Annotated in this window: 16 protein-coding genes; 6 read left to right on the top strand and 10 right to left on the bottom strand. The window is 66.4% G+C overall.

Annotated elements, in window-relative coordinates:
• Positions 1 to 53: 53 nt before the first annotated feature.
• The 4 genes from galU to smc all read right to left on the bottom strand — a co-directional run bounded on the left by galU (position 54) and on the right by smc (position 7,818).
• Positions 54 to 962, bottom strand: a complete 909-nt coding sequence (galU, locus tag C666_RS02410) for a UTP--glucose-1-phosphate uridylyltransferase GalU (RefSeq protein WP_004333280.1) — start codon at positions 960 to 962, stop codon at positions 54 to 56.
• 96 nt (positions 963 to 1,058) lie between these two features.
• The gene (gene ligA / locus C666_RS02405; RefSeq protein ID WP_004333278.1) at positions 1,059 to 3,119 is read right to left on the bottom strand and encodes an NAD-dependent DNA ligase LigA; all 2,061 of its coding nucleotides are present in this window, start codon (positions 3,117 to 3,119) and stop codon (positions 1,059 to 1,061) included.
• Positions 3,119 to 4,240 carry a cell division protein ZipA gene (locus tag C666_RS02400; RefSeq protein ID WP_004333275.1) on the bottom strand — a complete coding sequence of 374 codons (1,122 nt, stop codon included), beginning with the start codon at positions 4,238 to 4,240 and terminating at the stop codon, positions 3,119 to 3,121. Before C666_RS02400 ends, ligA begins: the two co-directional genes overlap by 1 nt.
• Before the next feature lie 29 nt (positions 4,241 to 4,269).
• The gene (smc, locus tag C666_RS02395) at positions 4,270 to 7,818 is read right to left on the bottom strand and encodes a chromosome segregation protein SMC (protein ID WP_004333273.1); all 3,549 of its coding nucleotides are present in this window, start codon (positions 7,816 to 7,818) and stop codon (positions 4,270 to 4,272) included.
• Positions 7,819 to 8,004: 186 nt separating this feature from the next.
• On the opposite strand from smc, the gene dapC reads away from it, so the two are divergent.
• The 6 genes from dapC (at position 8,005) to C666_RS02365 (ending at position 14,028) form a co-directional block, all read left to right on the top strand.
• Positions 8,005 to 9,198: a succinyldiaminopimelate transaminase gene (gene dapC, locus C666_RS02390; protein WP_004333271.1), complete on the top strand. Its 1,194-nt coding sequence runs from the start codon at positions 8,005 to 8,007 to the stop codon at positions 9,196 to 9,198.
• A gap of 12 nt (positions 9,199 to 9,210) precedes the next feature.
• On the top strand, positions 9,211 to 10,032 hold the full coding sequence (dapD, locus tag C666_RS02385) for a 2,3,4,5-tetrahydropyridine-2,6-dicarboxylate N-succinyltransferase (RefSeq protein WP_004333268.1): 822 nt from the start codon (positions 9,211 to 9,213) through the stop codon (positions 10,030 to 10,032).
• Between the two features lie 71 nt (positions 10,033 to 10,103).
• Complete coding sequence (locus C666_RS02380) at positions 10,104 to 11,285, top strand: PilT/PilU family type 4a pilus ATPase (RefSeq protein ID WP_004333266.1); 1,182 nt, start codon at positions 10,104 to 10,106, stop codon at positions 11,283 to 11,285.
• Positions 11,286 to 11,338: 53 nt separating this feature from the next.
• Positions 11,339 to 12,481: a succinyl-diaminopimelate desuccinylase gene (gene dapE, locus C666_RS02375; protein ID WP_004333265.1), complete on the top strand. Its 1,143-nt coding sequence runs from the start codon at positions 11,339 to 11,341 to the stop codon at positions 12,479 to 12,481.
• A gap of 38 nt (positions 12,482 to 12,519) precedes the next feature.
• Positions 12,520 to 13,503, top strand: a complete 984-nt coding sequence (prmB, locus tag C666_RS02370) for a 50S ribosomal protein L3 N(5)-glutamine methyltransferase (protein WP_038000687.1) — start codon at positions 12,520 to 12,522, stop codon at positions 13,501 to 13,503.
• A gap of 66 nt (positions 13,504 to 13,569) precedes the next feature.
• Positions 13,570 to 14,028 carry a response regulator gene (locus C666_RS02365; protein ID WP_004333260.1) on the top strand — a complete coding sequence of 153 codons (459 nt, stop codon included), beginning with the start codon at positions 13,570 to 13,572 and terminating at the stop codon, positions 14,026 to 14,028.
• 18 nt (positions 14,029 to 14,046) lie between these two features.
• Here the strand turns inward: C666_RS02365 and iscX are convergent, their stop codons facing one another.
• From iscX to iscU, 6 genes are read right to left on the bottom strand one after another with little or no spacing between them, the layout of a single operon-like run.
• On the bottom strand, positions 14,047 to 14,241 hold the full coding sequence (iscX, locus tag C666_RS02360) for a Fe-S cluster assembly protein IscX (RefSeq protein ID WP_004333258.1): 195 nt from the start codon (positions 14,239 to 14,241) through the stop codon (positions 14,047 to 14,049).
• Position 14,242: 1 nt separating this feature from the next.
• On the bottom strand, positions 14,243 to 14,584 hold the full coding sequence (fdx, locus tag C666_RS02355) for an ISC system 2Fe-2S type ferredoxin (protein WP_004333256.1): 342 nt from the start codon (positions 14,582 to 14,584) through the stop codon (positions 14,243 to 14,245).
• 7 nt (positions 14,585 to 14,591) lie between these two features.
• Positions 14,592 to 16,460, bottom strand: coding sequence for a Fe-S protein assembly chaperone HscA (gene hscA, locus C666_RS02350; RefSeq protein ID WP_004333253.1), 1,869 nt, complete (start codon positions 16,458 to 16,460; stop codon positions 14,592 to 14,594).
• A gap of 26 nt (positions 16,461 to 16,486) precedes the next feature.
• Positions 16,487 to 17,020 (bottom strand): Fe-S protein assembly co-chaperone HscB, encoded by a 534-nt coding sequence (hscB, locus tag C666_RS02345; protein ID WP_004333249.1) that lies wholly within the window; start codon positions 17,018 to 17,020, stop codon positions 16,487 to 16,489.
• A gap of 14 nt (positions 17,021 to 17,034) precedes the next feature.
• Positions 17,035 to 17,358, bottom strand: coding sequence for an iron-sulfur cluster assembly protein IscA (gene iscA / locus C666_RS02340; RefSeq protein ID WP_004333248.1), 324 nt, complete (start codon positions 17,356 to 17,358; stop codon positions 17,035 to 17,037).
• Positions 17,359 to 17,382: 24 nt separating this feature from the next.
• On the bottom strand, positions 17,383 to 17,766 hold the full coding sequence (gene iscU / locus C666_RS02335) for a Fe-S cluster assembly scaffold IscU (RefSeq protein ID WP_004251048.1): 384 nt from the start codon (positions 17,764 to 17,766) through the stop codon (positions 17,383 to 17,385).
• Between the last annotated feature and the right edge of the window lie 62 nt (positions 17,767 to 17,828).

The raw sequence follows: 17,828 nt of genomic DNA, 5'->3' as shown, positions 1-17,828 counted from the left end.
GGCGGGCAGCCGGGCTTGGCGGGCGCCCGACGCGATGGGCCCCGCTTGCCGTCCTACTTTTTTTCGCCTTTCGCCGGCTTGTCCTGGGCGCCGAAACGGCTGCCGAGGTAGGCCGCGAAGTCGGCGCCGGTTTCCGGATGGCGCAGGCCGAACTCGATCGTGGCCTTCAGGTAGCCGAGCTTGGAGCCGCAGTCGTAGCGCACGCCGTCGAACTGGTAGGCGAGCACCGCCTCTTCCTTCAGCAGCGAGGCGATGGCGTCGGTGAGCTGATATTCGCCGCCCGCGCCGGGCTTGAGTGCGCGGATGTGGTCGAAGATGCGCGGCGTCAGGATGTAGCGGCCGACGACGGCCTGCGTGGTGGGCGCGTCTTCAGGCTTCGGCTTCTCGACGATGCCCGTCATGCGCTGGACCTTGCCCGACTCGTTTTCGGTGCTGACGATGCCGTAGCTCCGCGTTTCCGGGCGCGGCACGTTCATCGTGCCCAATACGGAGCAGCGGTGGTAGTTGTAGACATCCACCATCTGCTTGAGCACCGGCGTGCCGTCCTTGTTGTCGAGCAGGTCGTCGGCGAGGATCACGGCAAAGGCCTCGTCGCTGACGATGTGGCTCGCGCACAGCACGGCATGGCCCAGGCCCAGCGCTTCCGACTGGCGGGTGTAGATGCAGTTGACGCCCTTGGGCACGGTCTTGCGCACGATCTCGATCAGTTCTTTCTTGCCGCGCGCCTCGAGTTCGGTCTCGAGTTCGTAGGCCTTGTCGAAATGGTCCTCGATCGAGCGCTTGGTGCGTCCGGTGATGAAGATCATGTCGGTGATGCCCGCCGCGACCGCCTCTTCGACCGCGTACTGGATCAGGGGCTTGTCGACGATCGGCAGCATTTCCTTTGGACTGGCCTTGGTGGCCGGCAGGAAACGCGTTCCCATGCCGGCGACCGGAAAGACTGCCTTGGTGATCTTCTTCATGCTCGTTTCACTCCGCTTTGGATGGTTCCAGTAAACCCCGTACCCCGTTCGGGTAGGCGGCGCCCGGCATGATGCGCGAAGCCGCGCGCGAATGCACTAGGCAGTTGTATCCGTTTTGTGCAGCAGATCGCGCAGCCCGTCCTCGTCCAGGATGTCGACGCCCAGCGCCTGCGCCTTGACCAGCTTGGAGCCCGCCTCGGCGCCCGCAACCAGCCAGGTCGTCTTCTTCGACACCGAGCCGGCCACCTTGCCGCCCCGGGCCTCGATCAGCGCCTTGGCTTCGTCGCGCGTCAGCGTGGGCAGGGTGCCGGTGAGGACGAAGGTCTGCCCCGCCAGCCCGCCAGCGGCCGGCCTGAGCGGTTCTCCTTCGGGCCAATGCACGCCCGCAGCGCGCAGTTGCTCGATGACTTCACGGTTGTGCGGCTCGCCGAAGAACGCCACGATGGAGCGGGCCACGATCGGGCCGACGTCCGGCACCTGCTGCAGCGCATCGGCATCGGCGTCCATGACGCTGTCGAGCGTGCCGAAATACCGTGCGAGGTCGCGCGCCGTGGCCTCTCCGACATTGCGGATGCCCAAAGCGAAGATGAAGCGGGCAAGCGTCGTCGAGCGGCTCTTGTCAATGGCGGCCAGCAGGTTCTGCGCGGATTTCTCGCCCATGCGCTCCAGGTTGGCCAGCGCCAGGATACCGAGCCGGTAGATATCGACCGGCGTCTTGACAATCGCGGCATCGACCAGTTGCTCGACCAGCTTGTCGCCCAGCCCCTCGATGTCCATCGCCCGCCGCCCGGCGAAATGCAGCAGGGCCTGCTTGCGCTGGGCCGGGCAGAACAGCCCGCCGGTGCAGCGCGCCACGACTTCATCCTCGCCGCGCACCACGTGCGAGCCGCACACCGGACAGGCCGGGAAGCGCGCCAGCAGGTCGAAGCGCGCCAACTCGCCCTGGCGCCGTTCGACGACGGGCGCGACGACTTCGGGAATGACATCGCCCGCCCGGCGCACGACGACCCAGTCGCCGATGCGGACATCCTTGCGGTCGATCTCGTCCTGGTTGTGCAGCGTGGCGTTGGTCACGGTGACGCCGCCGACGAACACCGGCTCCAGCCGCGCCACCGGCGTCAGCGCGCCGGTGCGCCCGACCTGCACTTCGATGTCGCGCAACAGCGTCACGGCCTCCTGTGCCGGGTACTTGTGCGCCACGGCCCAACGCGGCTCGCGCGTGACGAAGCCCAACTGGCGCTGCAGTTCGAGCGAATTCACCTTGTAGACGACACCGTCGATGTCGAAGGGCAGCGTATCGCGGAGCTCCGCAATGCGTGCATGGAAGGCCGCCAGTCCGTCCGCACCATGCACCCGGGCGCGGTGTTCGCACACCGGCAGGCCGAATGCGGCGATGGCGTCGAGCACGCCGGCGTGCGTCGCCGGCACCGCCCAGCCTTCGGTTTCCCCCAGGCCATAGGCGAAGAAGGACAAGGGGCGGCGCGCGGCGATCGAGGGGTCGAGCTGGCGGATGCTGCCCGCCGCGGCGTTGCGCGGATTGACGAAGGTCTTCTCGCCGGCGTCGGCCTGGCGCCGGTTGAGCGCCTCGAAATCGTCGCGGCGCATATAGACTTCGCCGCGAACCTCCAGTACCGCCGGCGCATCGCCCCGCAGGCGCAGGGGCACGGCACGCATGGTGCGCACATTGCTGCTGACGTCCTCGCCGGTTTCGCCGTCGCCGCGGGTCGCGGCTTGCGCCAGCACGCCGTGCTCATAGCGCAGGCTGATCGCCAGCCCGTCGAACTTCAGCTCGGCGACGTACTCGACCTCGGCATCGCCCTCCTCCAGTCCGAGCTCGCGCCGTATGCGCGCATCGAACGTCTGCGCGCCGCTGGCCCCGGTGTCCGTCTCGGTCCGGATCGACAGCATCGGCACACGGTGGCGGATCGGCGGAAACTGCGCCAGCGGCTTGCCGCCGACGCGCCGGGTCGGCGAATCGGGCGTACACAGCTCGGGGTGCCCGTCCTCCAGCGCCTGCAGTTCGTGGAACAGGCGGTCGTACTCCGCATCCGGAATCGTCGGCTCGTCGAGGACGTAATACGCATGGTCGTGGCGTGCGATCTCTTCACGCAGCGCCTGGGCGCGCTGCTGCTGCGCCGCTGAAGCAAACAGATCCATCACAGCGCGAACAGACGCCTTGCCAGCGGGCCGCCCGCCGGAATGGCGCTTTCGGCCATGCGATCCTGGAACTGGCGGATCTGGCTGCGGATCAGCTCGGCCGCCTCGGTGCCGAAGGGCGCGCGATTGTCATCCACCACCGTGCCGCCGAACTGGCGCGCGAAGCCATTGGCAATCTCCATCATCCGATCGAAAGCGGCAACGCCGTCGCGCACGCAGGGAACGTCGATCACCAGCGTCACTCCCCTGGTCGCGATCGACGACAGCTCGCCGTCGGCAAACAGGCCGGCTTCCAGGTTGGCCAGGGCGAACAGCGGCGTTCCATCGTCCGCCAGGGCGTGGAAGCTGCCGTCGCTGGCGAATGTCAGATCATGCCTGGCGGCGAACTGCCCGATCTCGAGTCCTTCGAAGGGCCGCTCGGTGGCGACGATGTTCACGCCGATCTGCACATCGACGTCGGCGCAGAAGCGGTCGAGTTCGGCCGCGTTATGCAGCGTTTCGCCGCGTGCGGGCACGCCCGGCGGCAGCGCCATGACCAAGTCCGCCACGCGCTGCACGCCTCCCGAAAAGCGCATGAAGTCCGATTCGCCGATTGAACCGCGGCGGTCGACCAGTTGCAGCGCGGCGCAGAACCAGTGGCAGGCGCCGGCGCTGGCGGAGCCGATCGGAAACCATACGTTTTCGGCATCGTTGAAACCGAACCAGCGCACCGGCTTCGACAGGCCGTCGATCTGCTCGAGCTGGGCCTGCCACACGCGCTGCACGTCGAGCGGCTCGATCGCTTCGAGACGGATCACGCAATCGGTGCGGGTGTCGAGCAGCGCGGGCAGCTCCGGCGCCGAGCGCTTGATCGAGGCTTCCCGCACCGGGCGCGGCCCGTCGCCGGCCTCGCCCACGTCGCCAATGCTGCCGAAGCCCGGCTCGCGCCGTTCGGAGCGTTCGTCCCTTTCGTCCGCCGAGCCGCCGCCCCGCGGTTCGAGCAGCACGTCGCGATGCTCGGATTTGAAAGCCTTCTCCGCCTTGTTGCGGTGCTTGCGTTCCTGCCACTTGTTGTAGCCGACGATCAGCACCACGACGCCGAGACCTGCACCGATGAGGGCGATCTGAAGTTCGCTGTCCATAGAGGGGTTCCCGAATTCCTTGCTGTTCTTCAGGCTGCAGCCGGCTCGGCCAGGCGCAGCGCTTCTTCGATATCCACTTCCACCACACGTGACACGCCCTGCTCCTGCATCGTCACCCCCACCAGCTGTTGCGCGAACTCCATCGTGATCTTGCTGTGGCTGATGAAGATGAACTGGGTTTGCGAGGACATGCGCTTGACCATGTTGGCGTAGCGTTCGGTGTTCGTATCGTCCAGTGGCGCATCCACCTCGTCAAGCATGCAGAAGGGGGCCGGATTGAGCTGGAACATCGAGAAGACCAGCGCAATCGCGGTCAGTGCCTTCTCACCGCCGGACAGCAGGTGGATGGAGGTGTTCTTCTTGCCCGGAGGCTGGGCGACGATCTGGATGCCCGCGTCCAGGATCTCGTCGCCGGTCAGTACCAGCTCGGCCCGGCCGCCGCCGAACAACTGCGGGAACAGGCTGCCGAACTGGTGATTGACGGTATTGTAGGTTTCCTGCAGTTGCTCGCGCGTTTCACGGTCGATGCGGCGAATCGCATCCTCGAGCGTGTCGATCGCCTGCAGCAGGTCCTCGGTCTGGGCATCGAGATACCCCTTGCGCTCGGAGGCCGTGCGCAGTTCGTCGAGCGCCGCGAGGTTGACCGCGCCCAACTCGGCGATGTCCCGCGCCAGACGGGCCACTTCGCGCTGCAGGGTCGTTTCCTTGAGGTCCGCGCCGAGCAAGGGCTGCAGCGCCGCTTCATCGGCCTGGACCTCCTGCAGGCGCTCGGCGAACTGGTTGACCGCCAGTTCGCTGGCCTGCACCGCGAGCCGCAGCTCGGCGACCCGGCCGCGCATCGGCGCGGCCTCCTGCTCGGCGCGCAAGCGCATTTCCTCGCTCTGCCTGAACCGGGCCGCCGCTTCCTCCAGCGCATCGCGCCGCGCCGCAAGCGCAGCCTCGCGACTCGAACGCAGGCCGAGCGCGGTCTGCAGCGCATCGAAGCTGCGGCTGTCGTCGGTGGCGTCGAGTTCCGCCGCGCGGGTCTGCGTTTCGGCCACGACGCGGTCGAACTGCTCGGCGGCAAGCTGCAGGTTGCGGCCGATGTCATCGATCTTGCCCGCGCACTCGCGCTCGGAAAACTTCGCCTCCTGCAGTTCGCGCGCAGCGGCCTGTTCCAGCGCGCGCGCCTCACGCAGCGACTGCTCGCGCTCGCGCAGCACCTCCATGCTCGCGTCCAGGCGTTCGCGCTGCAGTTCGGCGAGTTCGCCGGCCCGCGCCAGATCGCGCTCGGCGCGGGCCAGGTGCTCACGCTCGGTCTGTTCGAGGTGTACGAGGTCATCGAGGTCGCGGGCCAACTGGCCATGGCGTTCTTCGGCACGGCTGCGTGCCTGCGCGAGCTTGAGCACTTCGACCTGTTCGGTATGCACCTGCGCCTGCATGCCCTGGCTGTCGCGGCGCAGCGTATTGGCCTGCTCCTGCAGCGCCGACGCCGCGGCTTCGGCGGCCTGCAAGGCATCGTGCGCGAGGGCGGCTTCGTCCTCCAGCGACTGCTGCTCGTCGGCGAGATGGTCGATTTCGCGCTGGCGCTCGATGACGCCGTGCGTACGGCTGTCGGGCGCCGAGTGGGACAGCAGCGCCCTGCCCAGGATCTGGCCGTGCGCGCCGGCCAGCAGAACGCCCGCGGGCAGTTCACGGTGGCGCGGCAGCCAGTCTTCGAGGCGCTCCGCGCAGTACACGCCGTGCAAGAAACCCGCAACGAGCGGACGCAGACCGACATCGAGCACTTCGACCCGTGCCAGCAAGGGCTCCAGGCCGGCTTGCTGCCAGTCCGCCGGCAGTTCGGAACCCGCCTGGGCCGGCGCGTCGTGCCCGGTGCCGAGCACGACGGCGAGGGATTCGGGCGGCACCTCGTCCAGCAAGGCGCCGGCCAGGGCCGCATCGGGCGCGATCAGCGCGGCGAGGCGCTCGCGCAATACGGCCTGCAGGGCCGCATCCCAGCCCTCGGCGACGCGCAGGCTGCGCCACAAGGGCGGCAGACTTTCCAGGCCATGGCGCTTGAGCCAATCGCCAAGCTTGCCCTGCGACTGCACTCGCGCCTGCAGCTGCAGCAGCGCGTCGCGGCGCGCGCGCAACTCGGTCAGGCGGCGCTGTACCGCGCGTTCGTGCTCGAGCGCCGCCTTGAGCACGGCCTGTGCATCCGGCAGGCCCTGCTGCAGTTCGGCAAGAGCCTGCTGCTGCTCGTCGAGCGAGGCCTGCAGGGCTTCGAGCCGGGCCTCGCGCTCGGCCAGTTCGCGTTCGTCGGGGCCGCTGATCGCCGCGCGCTCGCTCTCGATCCGGCCGCGGCGCTGCTGCAGCGCGTCGAGCGCGCGCATGGCGCTGGCGCGATTGGCTTCTTCCACCCGCAACTGCTGTTCGGTCTGGGCCAACTCACGGCGGGCCGACGCCACGGCGGTGTCCGCCGCCACGCGCTCTGACTCCAGCTCGGGGACACGTTCGGCGATCTCGGCGTGGCGGGCCTCGGCCTGCTCGGCGCGCATGGCGGCGTTGTCGGCCAGCCCCAGCCAGCGCTCGCGGTCTTCGGCCAGCGCCTCGCGCCGCGACAGCCAGTGCTCGCGGTCGAACTCGAGCTGCGCCAGACGCGCCTCCAGCCGTTTGCGTGCTTCGCCCAGGTGCTGCAGCTCGGTTTCCAGCCGCGTCACCTCGGCGCTGGCGGCAAACAGATCGCTCTGTGCCACATGCACGGACTCCGAGGCCTCGAAATGCGCCTCGCGCGCGGTTTCGACCGCGGCTTCGAGTTCCTGCAGGCGCGCGCTGTCGGACTCGATGCGCAGGGTGGCCGCGTTGAGCTCGTCGCCCAGGCGTGCGTGCTCGGCCTGCGCCTCGTTGCGCTTGAGCAGCCACAGCAGTTGCTGCTTCTGCACATGCGCCGCGCTCAATGTATTGAAACGTGCCGCGACCTCGGCCTGGGCTTCGAGATGGACGATGCGTTCGCCCAGCTCCATGCGGATGTCGTCGAGGCGGGCAAGGTTGTCACGCGCATCGCGCAGTCGCCCTTCCGTTTCCTTGCGCCGCTCGCGATACTTGGTCACCCCGGCGGCCTCTTCCAGGAAGCCGCGGATGTCTTCGGGCCTGGCCTCGATGATGCGCGAGATCATGCCCTGCTCGATGATCGCGTAGGCGCGCGGCCCCAAGCCGGTACCGAGAAACAGATCGATGACGTCCTTGCGCCGGACATGCACGTTGTTGATGTAGTAGGTCGACTCTCCTGAGCGGTCGAGCACGCGCTTGACCGATATCTCGTTGTAGCGCGACCACTGCCCCGCCGCGCGGCCTTCGGCATTGTCGAAGACCAGCTCCACGCTGGCGCGCGACACCGGCTTGCGCGTGGTCGAACCGTTGAAGATGACGTCCTGCATCGATTCGCCGCGCAGGGCGGACGCACGCGTCTCGCCCAGCACCCAGCGCACCGCATCGATGATGTTGGACTTGCCGCAGCCATTGGGGCCGACCACGCCGACGAGATTGCCCGGCGTGAGAACCGTGGTCGGATCGACGAAGGTCTTGAAACCGGCAAGTTTTAGCTTGGACAGACGCACGTCGGAAAAAGAAGAGAGTCGGGACTACGAAAGCCGGGAGCGGACCCCGTGGACGGGCGGCGGCAGATGGCGGGAGGCTGCGCTCGAACGCCCATCCGAAGGCGCCGGCAAGGCCTGCCATGATAACATCTCCGGCCTTTCCCACCCTGCCGCAGCGGTCTGCCGCCGCGTGGATTTTGTGCCAAAGTGAATCCGAATCTCGCCCGCCTCCAGACCTATCCCTTCGAGAAGCTGCGCACGCTGTTCGCCGGCATCACGCCCCCGGCGGACCTGAGCCCGATCCGCCTGTCGATCGGCGAACCCCAGCACCCGACCCCGGGCTTCATCCGCCAGGCCCTCGCCGACAATCTGGGCGGTCTGTCCAGCTACCCGCTGACGCTCGGCAGCGATGCGCTGCGCGATTCGATCGCCGGCTGGCTGGAGCGCCGCTACGGCCTGCCGAAGATCGATTCCGCCACCCAGGTGGTCCCGGTCAATGGCACGCGCGAGGCCTTGTTCGCCTTCGGCCAGTGCGTGGTCGACGGCGGCAAGCCCGGCGCCAAGGTGCTGTGTCCCAACCCTTTCTATCAGATCTACGAAGGCGCGACCTACCTTGCCGGCGCCGAGCCCGTGTTCCTGAACCATCTGCCGGAGGACGGCTTCGCCTCCGATTTCGATTCGATCGGCGATGCCGCGTGGCGCGGCGTGCAACTGGTCTACGTCTGCTCGCCGGGCAACCCGACCGGCCGCGTGCTGTCGCTGGACGAATGGAAGCGCCTGTTCGAGCTGTCGGACCGCCACGGCTTCGTCATCGCAGCCGACGAATGCTATTCCGAGATCTACTTCGACGACGAAGCCAGGCCGATCGGCGGCCTGGAAGCGGCCTGGAGGCTGGGGCGCACGGATTTCCGCAACATCGTGATGTTCTCCAGCCTGTCCAAGCGCTCGAACGTGCCCGGCATGCGCTCGGGCTTCGTCGCTGGCGACGCGAGGATTCTCAAGGATTTCGTGCTCTACCGCACCTACCATGGCTGCCAGATGAGCCCGGCGGTCCAGGCCGCTTCGGCCGTGGCCTGGAACGACGAGACCCACGTCGCCGAGAACCGTCGCCTGTACCGCGAGAAATTCGCCCGCATCACGCCCATGCTTGCGCCCTGGTTGCCCGTCAGCCTGCCGGACGCCGGCTTCTACCACTGGGTGCGTACACCGCTGCCGGACACCGAATTCGCCCGCCGTCTGCAGGCTGAATATAATGTAACGGTCCTGCCAGGCAGCTATCTCGCCCGCGAATCCAACGGCATCAACCCCGGCGACGGATTCGTCCGCATCGCCCTCGTCGCCGACACGCACGAATGCGTCGAGGCCGCCGAGCGCATCATCGACTTCTGTAAGACCCTCTGAGAGAGAAACCGAATGCAAGCACTGCAAAAGATCATCGACGACGCCTTCGAGAACCGTGCCAGCCTGTCGCCCACCGCCGCGCCCGCCGAGATCCGCGACGCGGTCGAGGCCGTCATCGCCGGACTGGACGCCGGCACGCTGCGCGTGGCCGAGAAGAAGGATGGTCAGTGGGTGGTCAACCAATGGGTGAAGAAGGCAGTGCTGATTTCCTTCCGCCTGCGCGACAACGAAATCGTGCTGGCCGGCGGCCTCAACTTCTACGACAAGGTCGCGACCAAGTTCGGCGACTACACGCCCGAGCAGTTCCGCGAGGGCGGATTCCGCGTCGTGCCGCCGGCCGTCGCGCGCAAAGGCAGTTTCATCGGCAAGAACGTGGTGCTGATGCCTTCGTATGTAAACATCGGCGCCTACGTGGATGAAGGCACGATGGTGGACACCTGGGCCACCGTCGGTTCCTGCGCGCAGATCGGCAAGAACGTGCACCTGTCCGGCGGCGTCGGCATCGGCGGCGTGCTCGAACCCGTGCAGGCCGGTCCGGTGATCATCGAGGACAACGTCTTCGTCGGCGCGCGTTCGGAAGTGGTGGAAGGCGTCGTCATCGAAGAGAACGCCGTGCTGTCGATGGGGGTGTATATCGGCCAGAGCACCAAGATCTACGATCGCGAAACCGGCGAGGTCACCTATGGCCGCGTGCCCGCCGGCGCGGTCGTGGTGCCGGGCAGCCTGCCCTCGGCCTGCGGCAAGTACAGTCTGTACTGCGCGGTGATCGTGAAGAAAGTGGACGCGCAGACGCGCGCCAAGACGGGTATCAACGAGCTGCTGCGCGGCGCCTGACGCGATAAGCGGATGCAAGGGAAGCCCGCGGGCGACGCTGGCTTCCCCTCTTGACGGAGCGTGGCGGGGCCATGATTTTCGACAGTCTCTTCCAGTTGATGGCGGACAAGAAGGCCTCGGACATATTCATCACGGCCGGCGCCCCGATCCACATCAAGATCCAGGGCAACACCATGCCGATCAACCAGCAGGTCATGGAGCCCGCAATGATCCGCCGCATGGTCGAGGAAGCCGTTCCGCCGGAAAAGCTCGCTCAGTTCGATCGCGAGCGCGAACTGAACCTGTCCTTCGGCCGCCGCGACCTGGGCAACTTCCGCGTCAACGTGTTCTGGCAGCGCAGTTCGATCGCGGTCGTCGCACGCTACATCCAGGGCGACATCCCCACCATCCACGATCTCAGCCTGCCCGAGGTGCTGGCGGAGGTCGTGATGGAAAAGCGCGGGCTGCTGCTGGTCGTCGGCGCAACCGGGTCGGGCAAGTCGACCACGCTGGCTTCGATGCTCGATCATCGCAACCGCCATCGCAGCGGGCACATCCTCACCGTCGAGGACCCGATCGAATACCTGTTCACGCATCGCAAATCGGTGGTCAACCAGCGCGAGGTCGGCATCGACACCCTGAGCTGGGGCGAGGCCCTGCGCAATGCGATGCGCCAGGCACCGGACTGCATCCTCATCGGCGAGATCCGCGACCGCGAGACCATGCAGGCGGCGATCTCGTATGCGCAGTCGGGCCATCTCTGCCTGGCCACGCTGCATGCCAACAACGCCTACCACGCCCTCAACCGCATCATCAACTTCTTCCCGCTCGAGAACCGGCAATTGCTGTATCTCGACCTCGCCGTCGCCCTTCGCAGCATCGTGTCTCAACGCCTGGTCCGCAAGCCGGACGGCGGACGCGTGCCGGCGGTCGAGATCCTGATGAACACCCGGCATATCGCCGAACTGATCGAACGCGGCGAGATCAATGAGATCAAGCACGCCATGGAGCAGAGTCTGGCGCCGGGTTGCCAGACCTTCGAGCAGTGCCTGTACGAGTTGTACACCGACGATGTCATCTCGCTCGACGAGGCGCTTGCCAACGCCGACTCGCCGACCAACCTGCACTGGCTGATCAACAACGCCCAGATCAATGCCGGCAACCACGGCCACGCGAACACGTCTTCCCCGCCGCCAAGTCTGCTCGACTTCGAAACCAGTAATCCGGACGGCGCATCGTTCCAGGAATTCACGCTGCACGTCGATAACAACTAAGCCTTCGCCCCATCGGGCGCGGAGCGTAGCCGAAGGCCCCCTCGAGAGCACACATGCATCACACCGATAACCCAACGCTGGCTCTTGCCCGCGAACTCATCGCCCGCCCTTCGGTCACGCCGGAAGATGCCGGTTGCCTCGAACTCATCTCCGAACGCCTGCGCGCGCTCGGTTTCGCCTGTGAACGCATCGATGCCGCAGGGGTCTCCAACCTGTGGGCGCGCCGCGGCGGCGAAGGACCGGTGCTGTGTTTTGCAGGCCATACCGACGTCGTGCCCCCGGGGCCGCTCGATGCCTGGAAGACGCCGCCCTTCGACCCCGCCATCGTCGATGGCATGCTCTACGGCCGTGGCGCAGCCGACATGAAATCCTCGCTCGCCGCCTTCGTCACCTCGATCGAACGCTTCGTCGCCGCCCATCCGCGGCATCGCGGCAGCATCGCCCTGCTGTTGACCTCGGACGAGGAAGGCATCGCCACGCACGGCACGGTGAAAGTGGTCGAAGCACTGGCGGCACGCGGCGAGCGGCTCGACTATTGCATCGTCGGCGAACCGACTTCGGTGGACACGCTCGGCGACATGATCAAGAACGGCCGCCGCGGCTCCTTGTCCGGAACGCTGCGCGTCAAGGGCCAGCAAGGGCATGTCGCCTACCCCCACCTCGCACGCAATCCCATCCATGCGTTCGCCCCCGCGCTGGCCGAGCTGGCGGCGATCGAATGGGACCAAGGCAACGAGTTCTTTCCGCCGACCACCTGGCAGGCCTCGAACATCCATGCCGGCACCGGTGCCAACAACGTCATTCCGGGCACCTGCGAGGTCATGTTCAACTTCCGCTTCGGTTCGGTGTCCGCGGCCGACGGCCTCAAGGCCCGCACCCACGAAGTGCTCGACCGCCATGGGCTGGACTACGAAATCGACTGGCACCTGTCCGGCAAACCCTTCATCACCGGCCGCGGCGCACTGGTCGCCGCGCTGTCCGGCGCCATCGCCGAGACCCTGGGCATCGACACCCGGCTCTCCACGACGGGCGGCACCTCTGACGGCCGCTTCATCGCCGACATCTGCGCCGAAGTCGTCGAGTTCGGCCCGGTCAACGCCTCCATCCACAAGGTCAACGAGTGCATCGATGCCGCCGCCATCGAACCGCTGTCCCTTGTCTACGAACGCACCCTGCATACCCTGCTTGCCGCCTGAACCCGCCCGACCGCGAGAGACACCGAATGAACACCTCCATGAGCACGCACAACGAGCATCCTCACAGCTCCTGCGATCACGAGCACTGCGACCACGACCATGGCGACGACCATGAGCATGAGCACGGCCCGCTGGTCGAACTGGTGACCGTACGCGACTGGCTGCGCTATGCCGTCACCCGCTTCAACCGCGCCGGAATCTTCTGCGGCCACGGCGTCAACGATGCCTACGACGAAGCCGCATGGCTGCTGCTGGGCTCGCTGGCCCTGCCGCTCGATCGGCTCGAACCCTTTCTCGACGCCTGCATCCCGATCGAGGAGCGCATCGCCCTGCTCGAAGCGATAGAACGCCGCGCCACCGAACGTGTCCCCACAGCCTATATCCTGGGCGAGGCCTGGCTGGGCGATTTCCGCTTCACGGTGGACGAACGCGTCATCGTGCCGCGCTCCTTCTTCGCCGAACTGCTGGAAGACGGCCTGGCCGGGTGGATCGATGAGCCGGAACAAATCGGCAGCGCGCTGGACATGTGTACCGGCTCCGGCTGCCTTGCGGTATTGATGGCGCACGCCTTCCCCGACGCTGCGGTGACGGGCGCCGACCTGTCGCAGGACGCGCTCGACGTCGCCCTCCGGAACGTGGCCGACTACGGCCTCGGAGAGCGTATCGAGCTGGTGCGCTCGGACGTGTTTTCCGCGCTCGAAGGACGCCGCTACGATCTCATCCTGAGCAATCCGCCCTACGTGACCGCAGACGCGATGGACGCCCTGCCCCCCGAATACCTGCACGAGCCGCACATGGCGCTGGCGGCCGGCGATGACGGACTGGACGTGGTGCGGCGGCTGATCGCAGAGGGCGCGGCGCATCTCAATCCGAACGGACTGCTGGCGGTCGAGGTCGGGCACAACCGCGACATCGTCGAACACGCCTTTCCGAATCTGCCTTTCAACTGGCTCTCCACCCGTGGTGGCGATGACATGGTGTTCGTGCTGCGGCGGGAGGATCTGCCCGGCGGCCAATCCTGAAATCCACCCCGGCTTTCATTCCAAGGTCCCACGCATGGCAGCAGGACTCTCCAAGGGAGCTTAGCGATGAACAACGACCGTCCAATCCTGCTCGTCGAGGACAATCCGGATGACGAGGCGCTCGCACTTCACGCCTTCAGCAAGAACGAGATCGCCAATCCCGTCATCGTTGTCCATGACGGCGTCGAAGCGCTCGACTACCTGTTCGGCACCGGCGCGCCGTCCAGCAACAAGCCCGGGCTGCTGCCCGCCGTCGTCCTGCTGGACCTGAAACTGCCGCGCATCGACGGCCTCGAGGTACTGCGCCGCATCCGCGCCGACTCGCGCACCACCCTGCTGCCGGTGGTAGTGCTCACCACATCGCGCGAATCGCTGGACCTGCAGCAAGCCTACAACCTCGGGGCAAACAGCTACGTGCGCAAGCCGGTGGACTTCGAGCGCTTCGTTCAGGTCATCGGCCTGCTGGGCCAGTACTGGCTGAACATCAACGAAAGCAGCGACGCCAGCACACGCAACGGCTACTGAGCGCCGCCCCCTGCCCGTTCAGGCAAGCTCGTCGATCCAGGCCTGCTGGATGCCTTCCAGGATGCGCTCGCCGCAGCGCTTGGGGTCATCGTCGAATTCGGGCAGTGCCATCACCCAGTTCATCAGGTCGACGAAATTCACCTTGGCCGGATCGACCTCCGGCCTGGCATCCGACAACTGAATGGCGATCTCCTGCACGTCGGTCCATTTCATCTCAGTGTTTTCCTTCGCGGGCCATGTTGATCGTATAGCGCGGGATCTCGATCACCAGCGGCGTGTCGCCGACCTCGACCTGGCACGAAAGCCGCGATCGCGGCTCCAGCCCCCAGGCCTTGTCGAGCAGGTCCTCTTCTTCTTCCTCGGCGGCGGGCAACGAATCGAAGCCCTCGCGCACGATGACATGGCAGGTCGTGCAGGCGCAGGACATCTCACAGGCATGCTCGATGTAGATGTCGTGCTGGAGCAGCGTCTCGCAAACGGTCTTGCCGGGTTCGGCCTCGATCACGCTGCCGTCGGGGCAGAGTTCGACATGGGGAAGGACAGTGATCTGGGTCATGATTGGGTCAGAGTTCCAACTCGTCTACCTTGTGGCCGGCCAGCGCGCTGCGGATGCTGTTATCCATGCGGCGGGCGGCGAATTCATCGGTGGCTCGCGCAAACGCGTCGATGCCGCTCTTGATGGCGCGGTGGTCGCTGCCCGCGCGCAGCTCGCGCAGGCGGGCGACGGCGGCATCGATCCCCGCCCGCTCGTCCGCATCGAGCAGGTGGCCATCCTTTGCCAACGCCTGTTCCGCAGCCTCGATCACGCGCTCCGCCTCGACCTGCTGTTCGCGCAGCGCGCGCAACACCATGTCGTCGCCGGCGTGCTCGACGCCCGATTTGAGCATCTCCGCGATCTCGTCGTCGGACAGGCCATAGGATGGTTTCACCAGCACGCTCGCCTCGACGCCGGAAGACATTTCGCGCGCGGACACCGACAGCAGGCCATCGGCATCGACCTGGAAGGTCACACGGATGCGCGCCGCGCCCGCCACCATCGGCGGAATGCCGCGCAGTTCGAAGCGCGCCAACGAACGGCAGTCGGCAACCAGTTCGCGCTCGCCCTGCACGACATGGAAGGCCATTGCCGTCTGGCCGTCCTTGAAGGTGGTGAACTCCTGCGCCCGCGCAATCGGCAGCGTGGAATTGCGCGGCACGACCTTCTCCACCAGCCCGCCCATGGTCTCCAGACCGAGCGACAGCGGAATGACGTCGAGCAGCAGCCAGTCGTCCTGCTCCGCGCGGTTGCCGGCCAGCACGTTGGCCTGCATCGCGGCGCCAAGCGCAACCACCTTGTCCGGGTCGAGGTTGGTCAGCGGCTCCTGGCCGAAGAAGGCGGCGACCGCGCGCTGGATTTGGGGCATGCGCGTCGCGCCGCCGACCATCACCACGCCCTTGATCTCTTCGGGCGTCAATCCGGCATCGCGCAGCGCTTTGCGCACCGGCGTCAAGGTCTTCTGTACCAGGTGGCGGGTCATGTCGGCGAACTCGTTGCGGGTGACGACGACGTCGACCAGCTCGCCCGAGCCCAGGCGCAGGTGGATGGGCGCCTCTTCGCAGGACGTGAGCAATTCCTTCACTTCGCGCGCTTTCATCTGCAGCCGGCGGGCGTCTTCCAGCGAAGGCGGATCGATGTCGGCGCGTTCGAGGATGGAGCAGAACAGCCGGTGGTCGAAATCGTCGCCACCCAGCGCCGCATCGCCATTCGTCGACAACACTTCGAAAACGCCGCGCGACAGCTTGAGAATCGACAGGTCGAAGGTGCCGCCGCCAAGGTCGTACACCGCGTAGACCCCTTCGGCTGCGTTGTCCAGGCCATAGGCCACCGCAGCCGCCGTCGGCTCGTTGAGCAGGCGCAGCACATCCAGGCCGGCCAGGCGTGCTGCATCCTTGGTCGCCTGCCGCTGGGCATCGTCGAAATAGGCCGGCACCGTGATGACCACGCCGACCAGCCTGCCGCCCAGGCTGGCTTCGGCGCGTACGCGCAGCACACGCAGAATTTCGGCCGAAACCTCGACCGGGCTTTTCACGCCCTGCACGGTACGCAGCCTCACCATGCCCGGGCCGTCCTCGAAATCGTAGGGCATGGCCTCGACATGGGCCACGTCCTTGAGGCCGCGCCCCATGAAACGCTTTGCCGACACGATGGTGTTGCGTGGATCGGTGGCCTGCGCCTTGAGCGCGCCCAGCCCGGTCTCGGTGCTGCCGTCTACGTGATAGCGCACCACCGAGGGCAGCATCGTGCGGCCGGACTCGTCCGGCAGGCACACGGCGATCCCGTTGCGCACGCTGGCAACGAGCGAGTTGGTGGTCCCCAGGTCGATGCCCACCGCGAGCCGGTGCTTGTGCGGTTCGGTGGACATGCCGGGTTCGGCAATTTGCAGCAGGGCCATCGGGGAATCGGAGCCTATTGTTGTTTTCAGCCTTCGAGCGCAAGCAGGGCTTCGTCGATCTCGTGCTGGAGTTTTTCGATGAACATCAGCCGGCGCACGGTATCGGCCGCCCCGGCAAGGTCATGATCGACATCGATCTGGCGCCCCAGCTCGGCGCGCACGTCGCGCGCATGATGCAGCAGGCGCACGTGAAGCTGCTCCAGCTCCTCGACCTCGGCCGCCGCGCGCGCCTCCTCGACAGCCTCGCGCCACTCCATCTGCTCCATCAGGAACTCGGGCGACATCGCGGTATTGGTCTCGACGCCGACATCCACGCCCGCCAGTTCCAGCAGGTAGCGGGCACGCGCCAGCGGCTTCTTCAGCGTGCGGAAGCCTTCGTTGACGCGTGTCGCCCACTGCATGGCGCGGCGCTTGTCCACATCCGGCAGATGGGCATAGCGGTCCGGATGCACCTGCGACTGCAGACGGTGCCACGCAGCCTCCAGTACCGCCTCGTCCATGGCATAGGTGCGCTGCAGGCCGAACAGGCTGAAATAGTCCTGGGTGGGATCGATGCTCATGCCTTGTCGCGGAGTCAAACGTTGAAGCTCTCGCCGCAGCCGCACTGATCCTTCACGTTCGGGTTGTTGAACTTGAAGCCTTCGTTCAGCCCTTCCTTGACGAAATCGAGCTCGGTGCCTTCGAGATACACCAGGCTCTTCGGGTCGACGACGACCTTCACGCCATGACTGTCGAACACCAGGTCTTCATCATGGGTGTCATCGACGAACTCGAGCTTGTATGCCATGCCGGAACATCCCGAGGTCTTCACCCCGAGGCGGATGCCGAAGCCCTTGCCGCGCTTGGCAATGAAATTCGACACATGGCGGGCAGCACTCTCGGACAGGGTCACACTCATGGTCTTGCCTCCTGTTCTCGGCCGTCAGGCCTGATGCTTCTTGCGATAGTCGGCCACGGCGGCCTTGATCGCATCCTCGGCCAGGATCGAGCAATGGATCTTGACCGGCGGCAGGGCCAGTTCCTCGGCGATCTGGGTGTTCTTGATGTCCAGGGCCTGGTCGATCGTCTTGCCCTTCACCCACTCCGTCACCAGCGAGCTCGACGCGATCGCCGAGCCGCAGCCGTAGGTCTTGAACTTCGCATCCTCGATCACGCCGTCCTTGCCGACCTTGATCTGCAGCTTCATGACGTCGCCACAGGCTGGGGCGCCGACCATGCCGGTCGCCACGCCTTCCTCATCCTTGCCGAAGGAACCGACGTTGCGGGGGTTTTCGTAATGGTCCAGGACCTTGTCGCTGTAAGCCATGATGTTTCTCCAGGGGGTTCTGCGTTATCCAGCCGCTATCGCGTCGTTATCTCGCCGCTGTC

It is taken from the genome of Thauera linaloolentis 47Lol = DSM 12138 (assembly GCF_000310205.1).
In the GTDB taxonomy this organism is placed as follows: domain Bacteria; phylum Pseudomonadota; class Gammaproteobacteria; order Burkholderiales; family Rhodocyclaceae; genus Thauera; species Thauera linaloolentis.
The sequence above is the reverse complement of the archived record's forward strand: the minus strand, read 5'-3'. Positions and strand labels throughout refer to the sequence as shown.

Bases quoted from the DNA above. Each gene is read 5' to 3' on its own strand.
- C666_RS02400 (WP_004333275.1), bottom strand. From the start codon at position 4,240: ATGGACAGCGAACTTCAGATCGCCCTCATCGGTGCAGGTCTCGGCGTC.
- iscU (WP_004251048.1), bottom strand. From the start codon at position 17,766: ATGGCTTACAGCGACAAGGTCCTGGACCATTACGAAAACCCCCGCAAC.
- C666_RS02365 (WP_004333260.1), top strand. From the start codon at position 13,570: ATGAACAACGACCGTCCAATCCTGCTCGTCGAGGACAATCCGGATGAC.
- galU (WP_004333280.1), bottom strand. From the start codon at position 962: ATGAAGAAGATCACCAAGGCAGTCTTTCCGGTCGCCGGCATGGGAACG.
- C666_RS02380 (WP_004333266.1), top strand. From the start codon at position 10,104: ATGATTTTCGACAGTCTCTTCCAGTTGATGGCGGACAAGAAGGCCTCG.
- iscX (WP_004333258.1), bottom strand. From the start codon at position 14,241: ATGAAATGGACCGACGTGCAGGAGATCGCCATTCAGTTGTCGGATGCC.
- prmB (WP_038000687.1), top strand. From the start codon at position 12,520: ATGAGCACGCACAACGAGCATCCTCACAGCTCCTGCGATCACGAGCAC.
- hscA (WP_004333253.1), bottom strand. From the start codon at position 16,460: ATGGCCCTGCTGCAAATTGCCGAACCCGGCATGTCCACCGAACCGCAC.
- fdx (WP_004333256.1), bottom strand. From the start codon at position 14,584: ATGACCCAGATCACTGTCCTTCCCCATGTCGAACTCTGCCCCGACGGC.
- ligA (WP_004333278.1), bottom strand. From the start codon at position 3,119: ATGGATCTGTTTGCTTCAGCGGCGCAGCAGCAGCGCGCCCAGGCGCTG.
- dapE (WP_004333265.1), top strand. From the start codon at position 11,339: ATGCATCACACCGATAACCCAACGCTGGCTCTTGCCCGCGAACTCATC.
- dapD (WP_004333268.1), top strand. From the start codon at position 9,211: ATGCAAGCACTGCAAAAGATCATCGACGACGCCTTCGAGAACCGTGCC.
- iscA (WP_004333248.1), bottom strand. From the start codon at position 17,358: ATGAGTGTGACCCTGTCCGAGAGTGCTGCCCGCCATGTGTCGAATTTC.
- hscB (WP_004333249.1), bottom strand. From the start codon at position 17,020: ATGAGCATCGATCCCACCCAGGACTATTTCAGCCTGTTCGGCCTGCAG.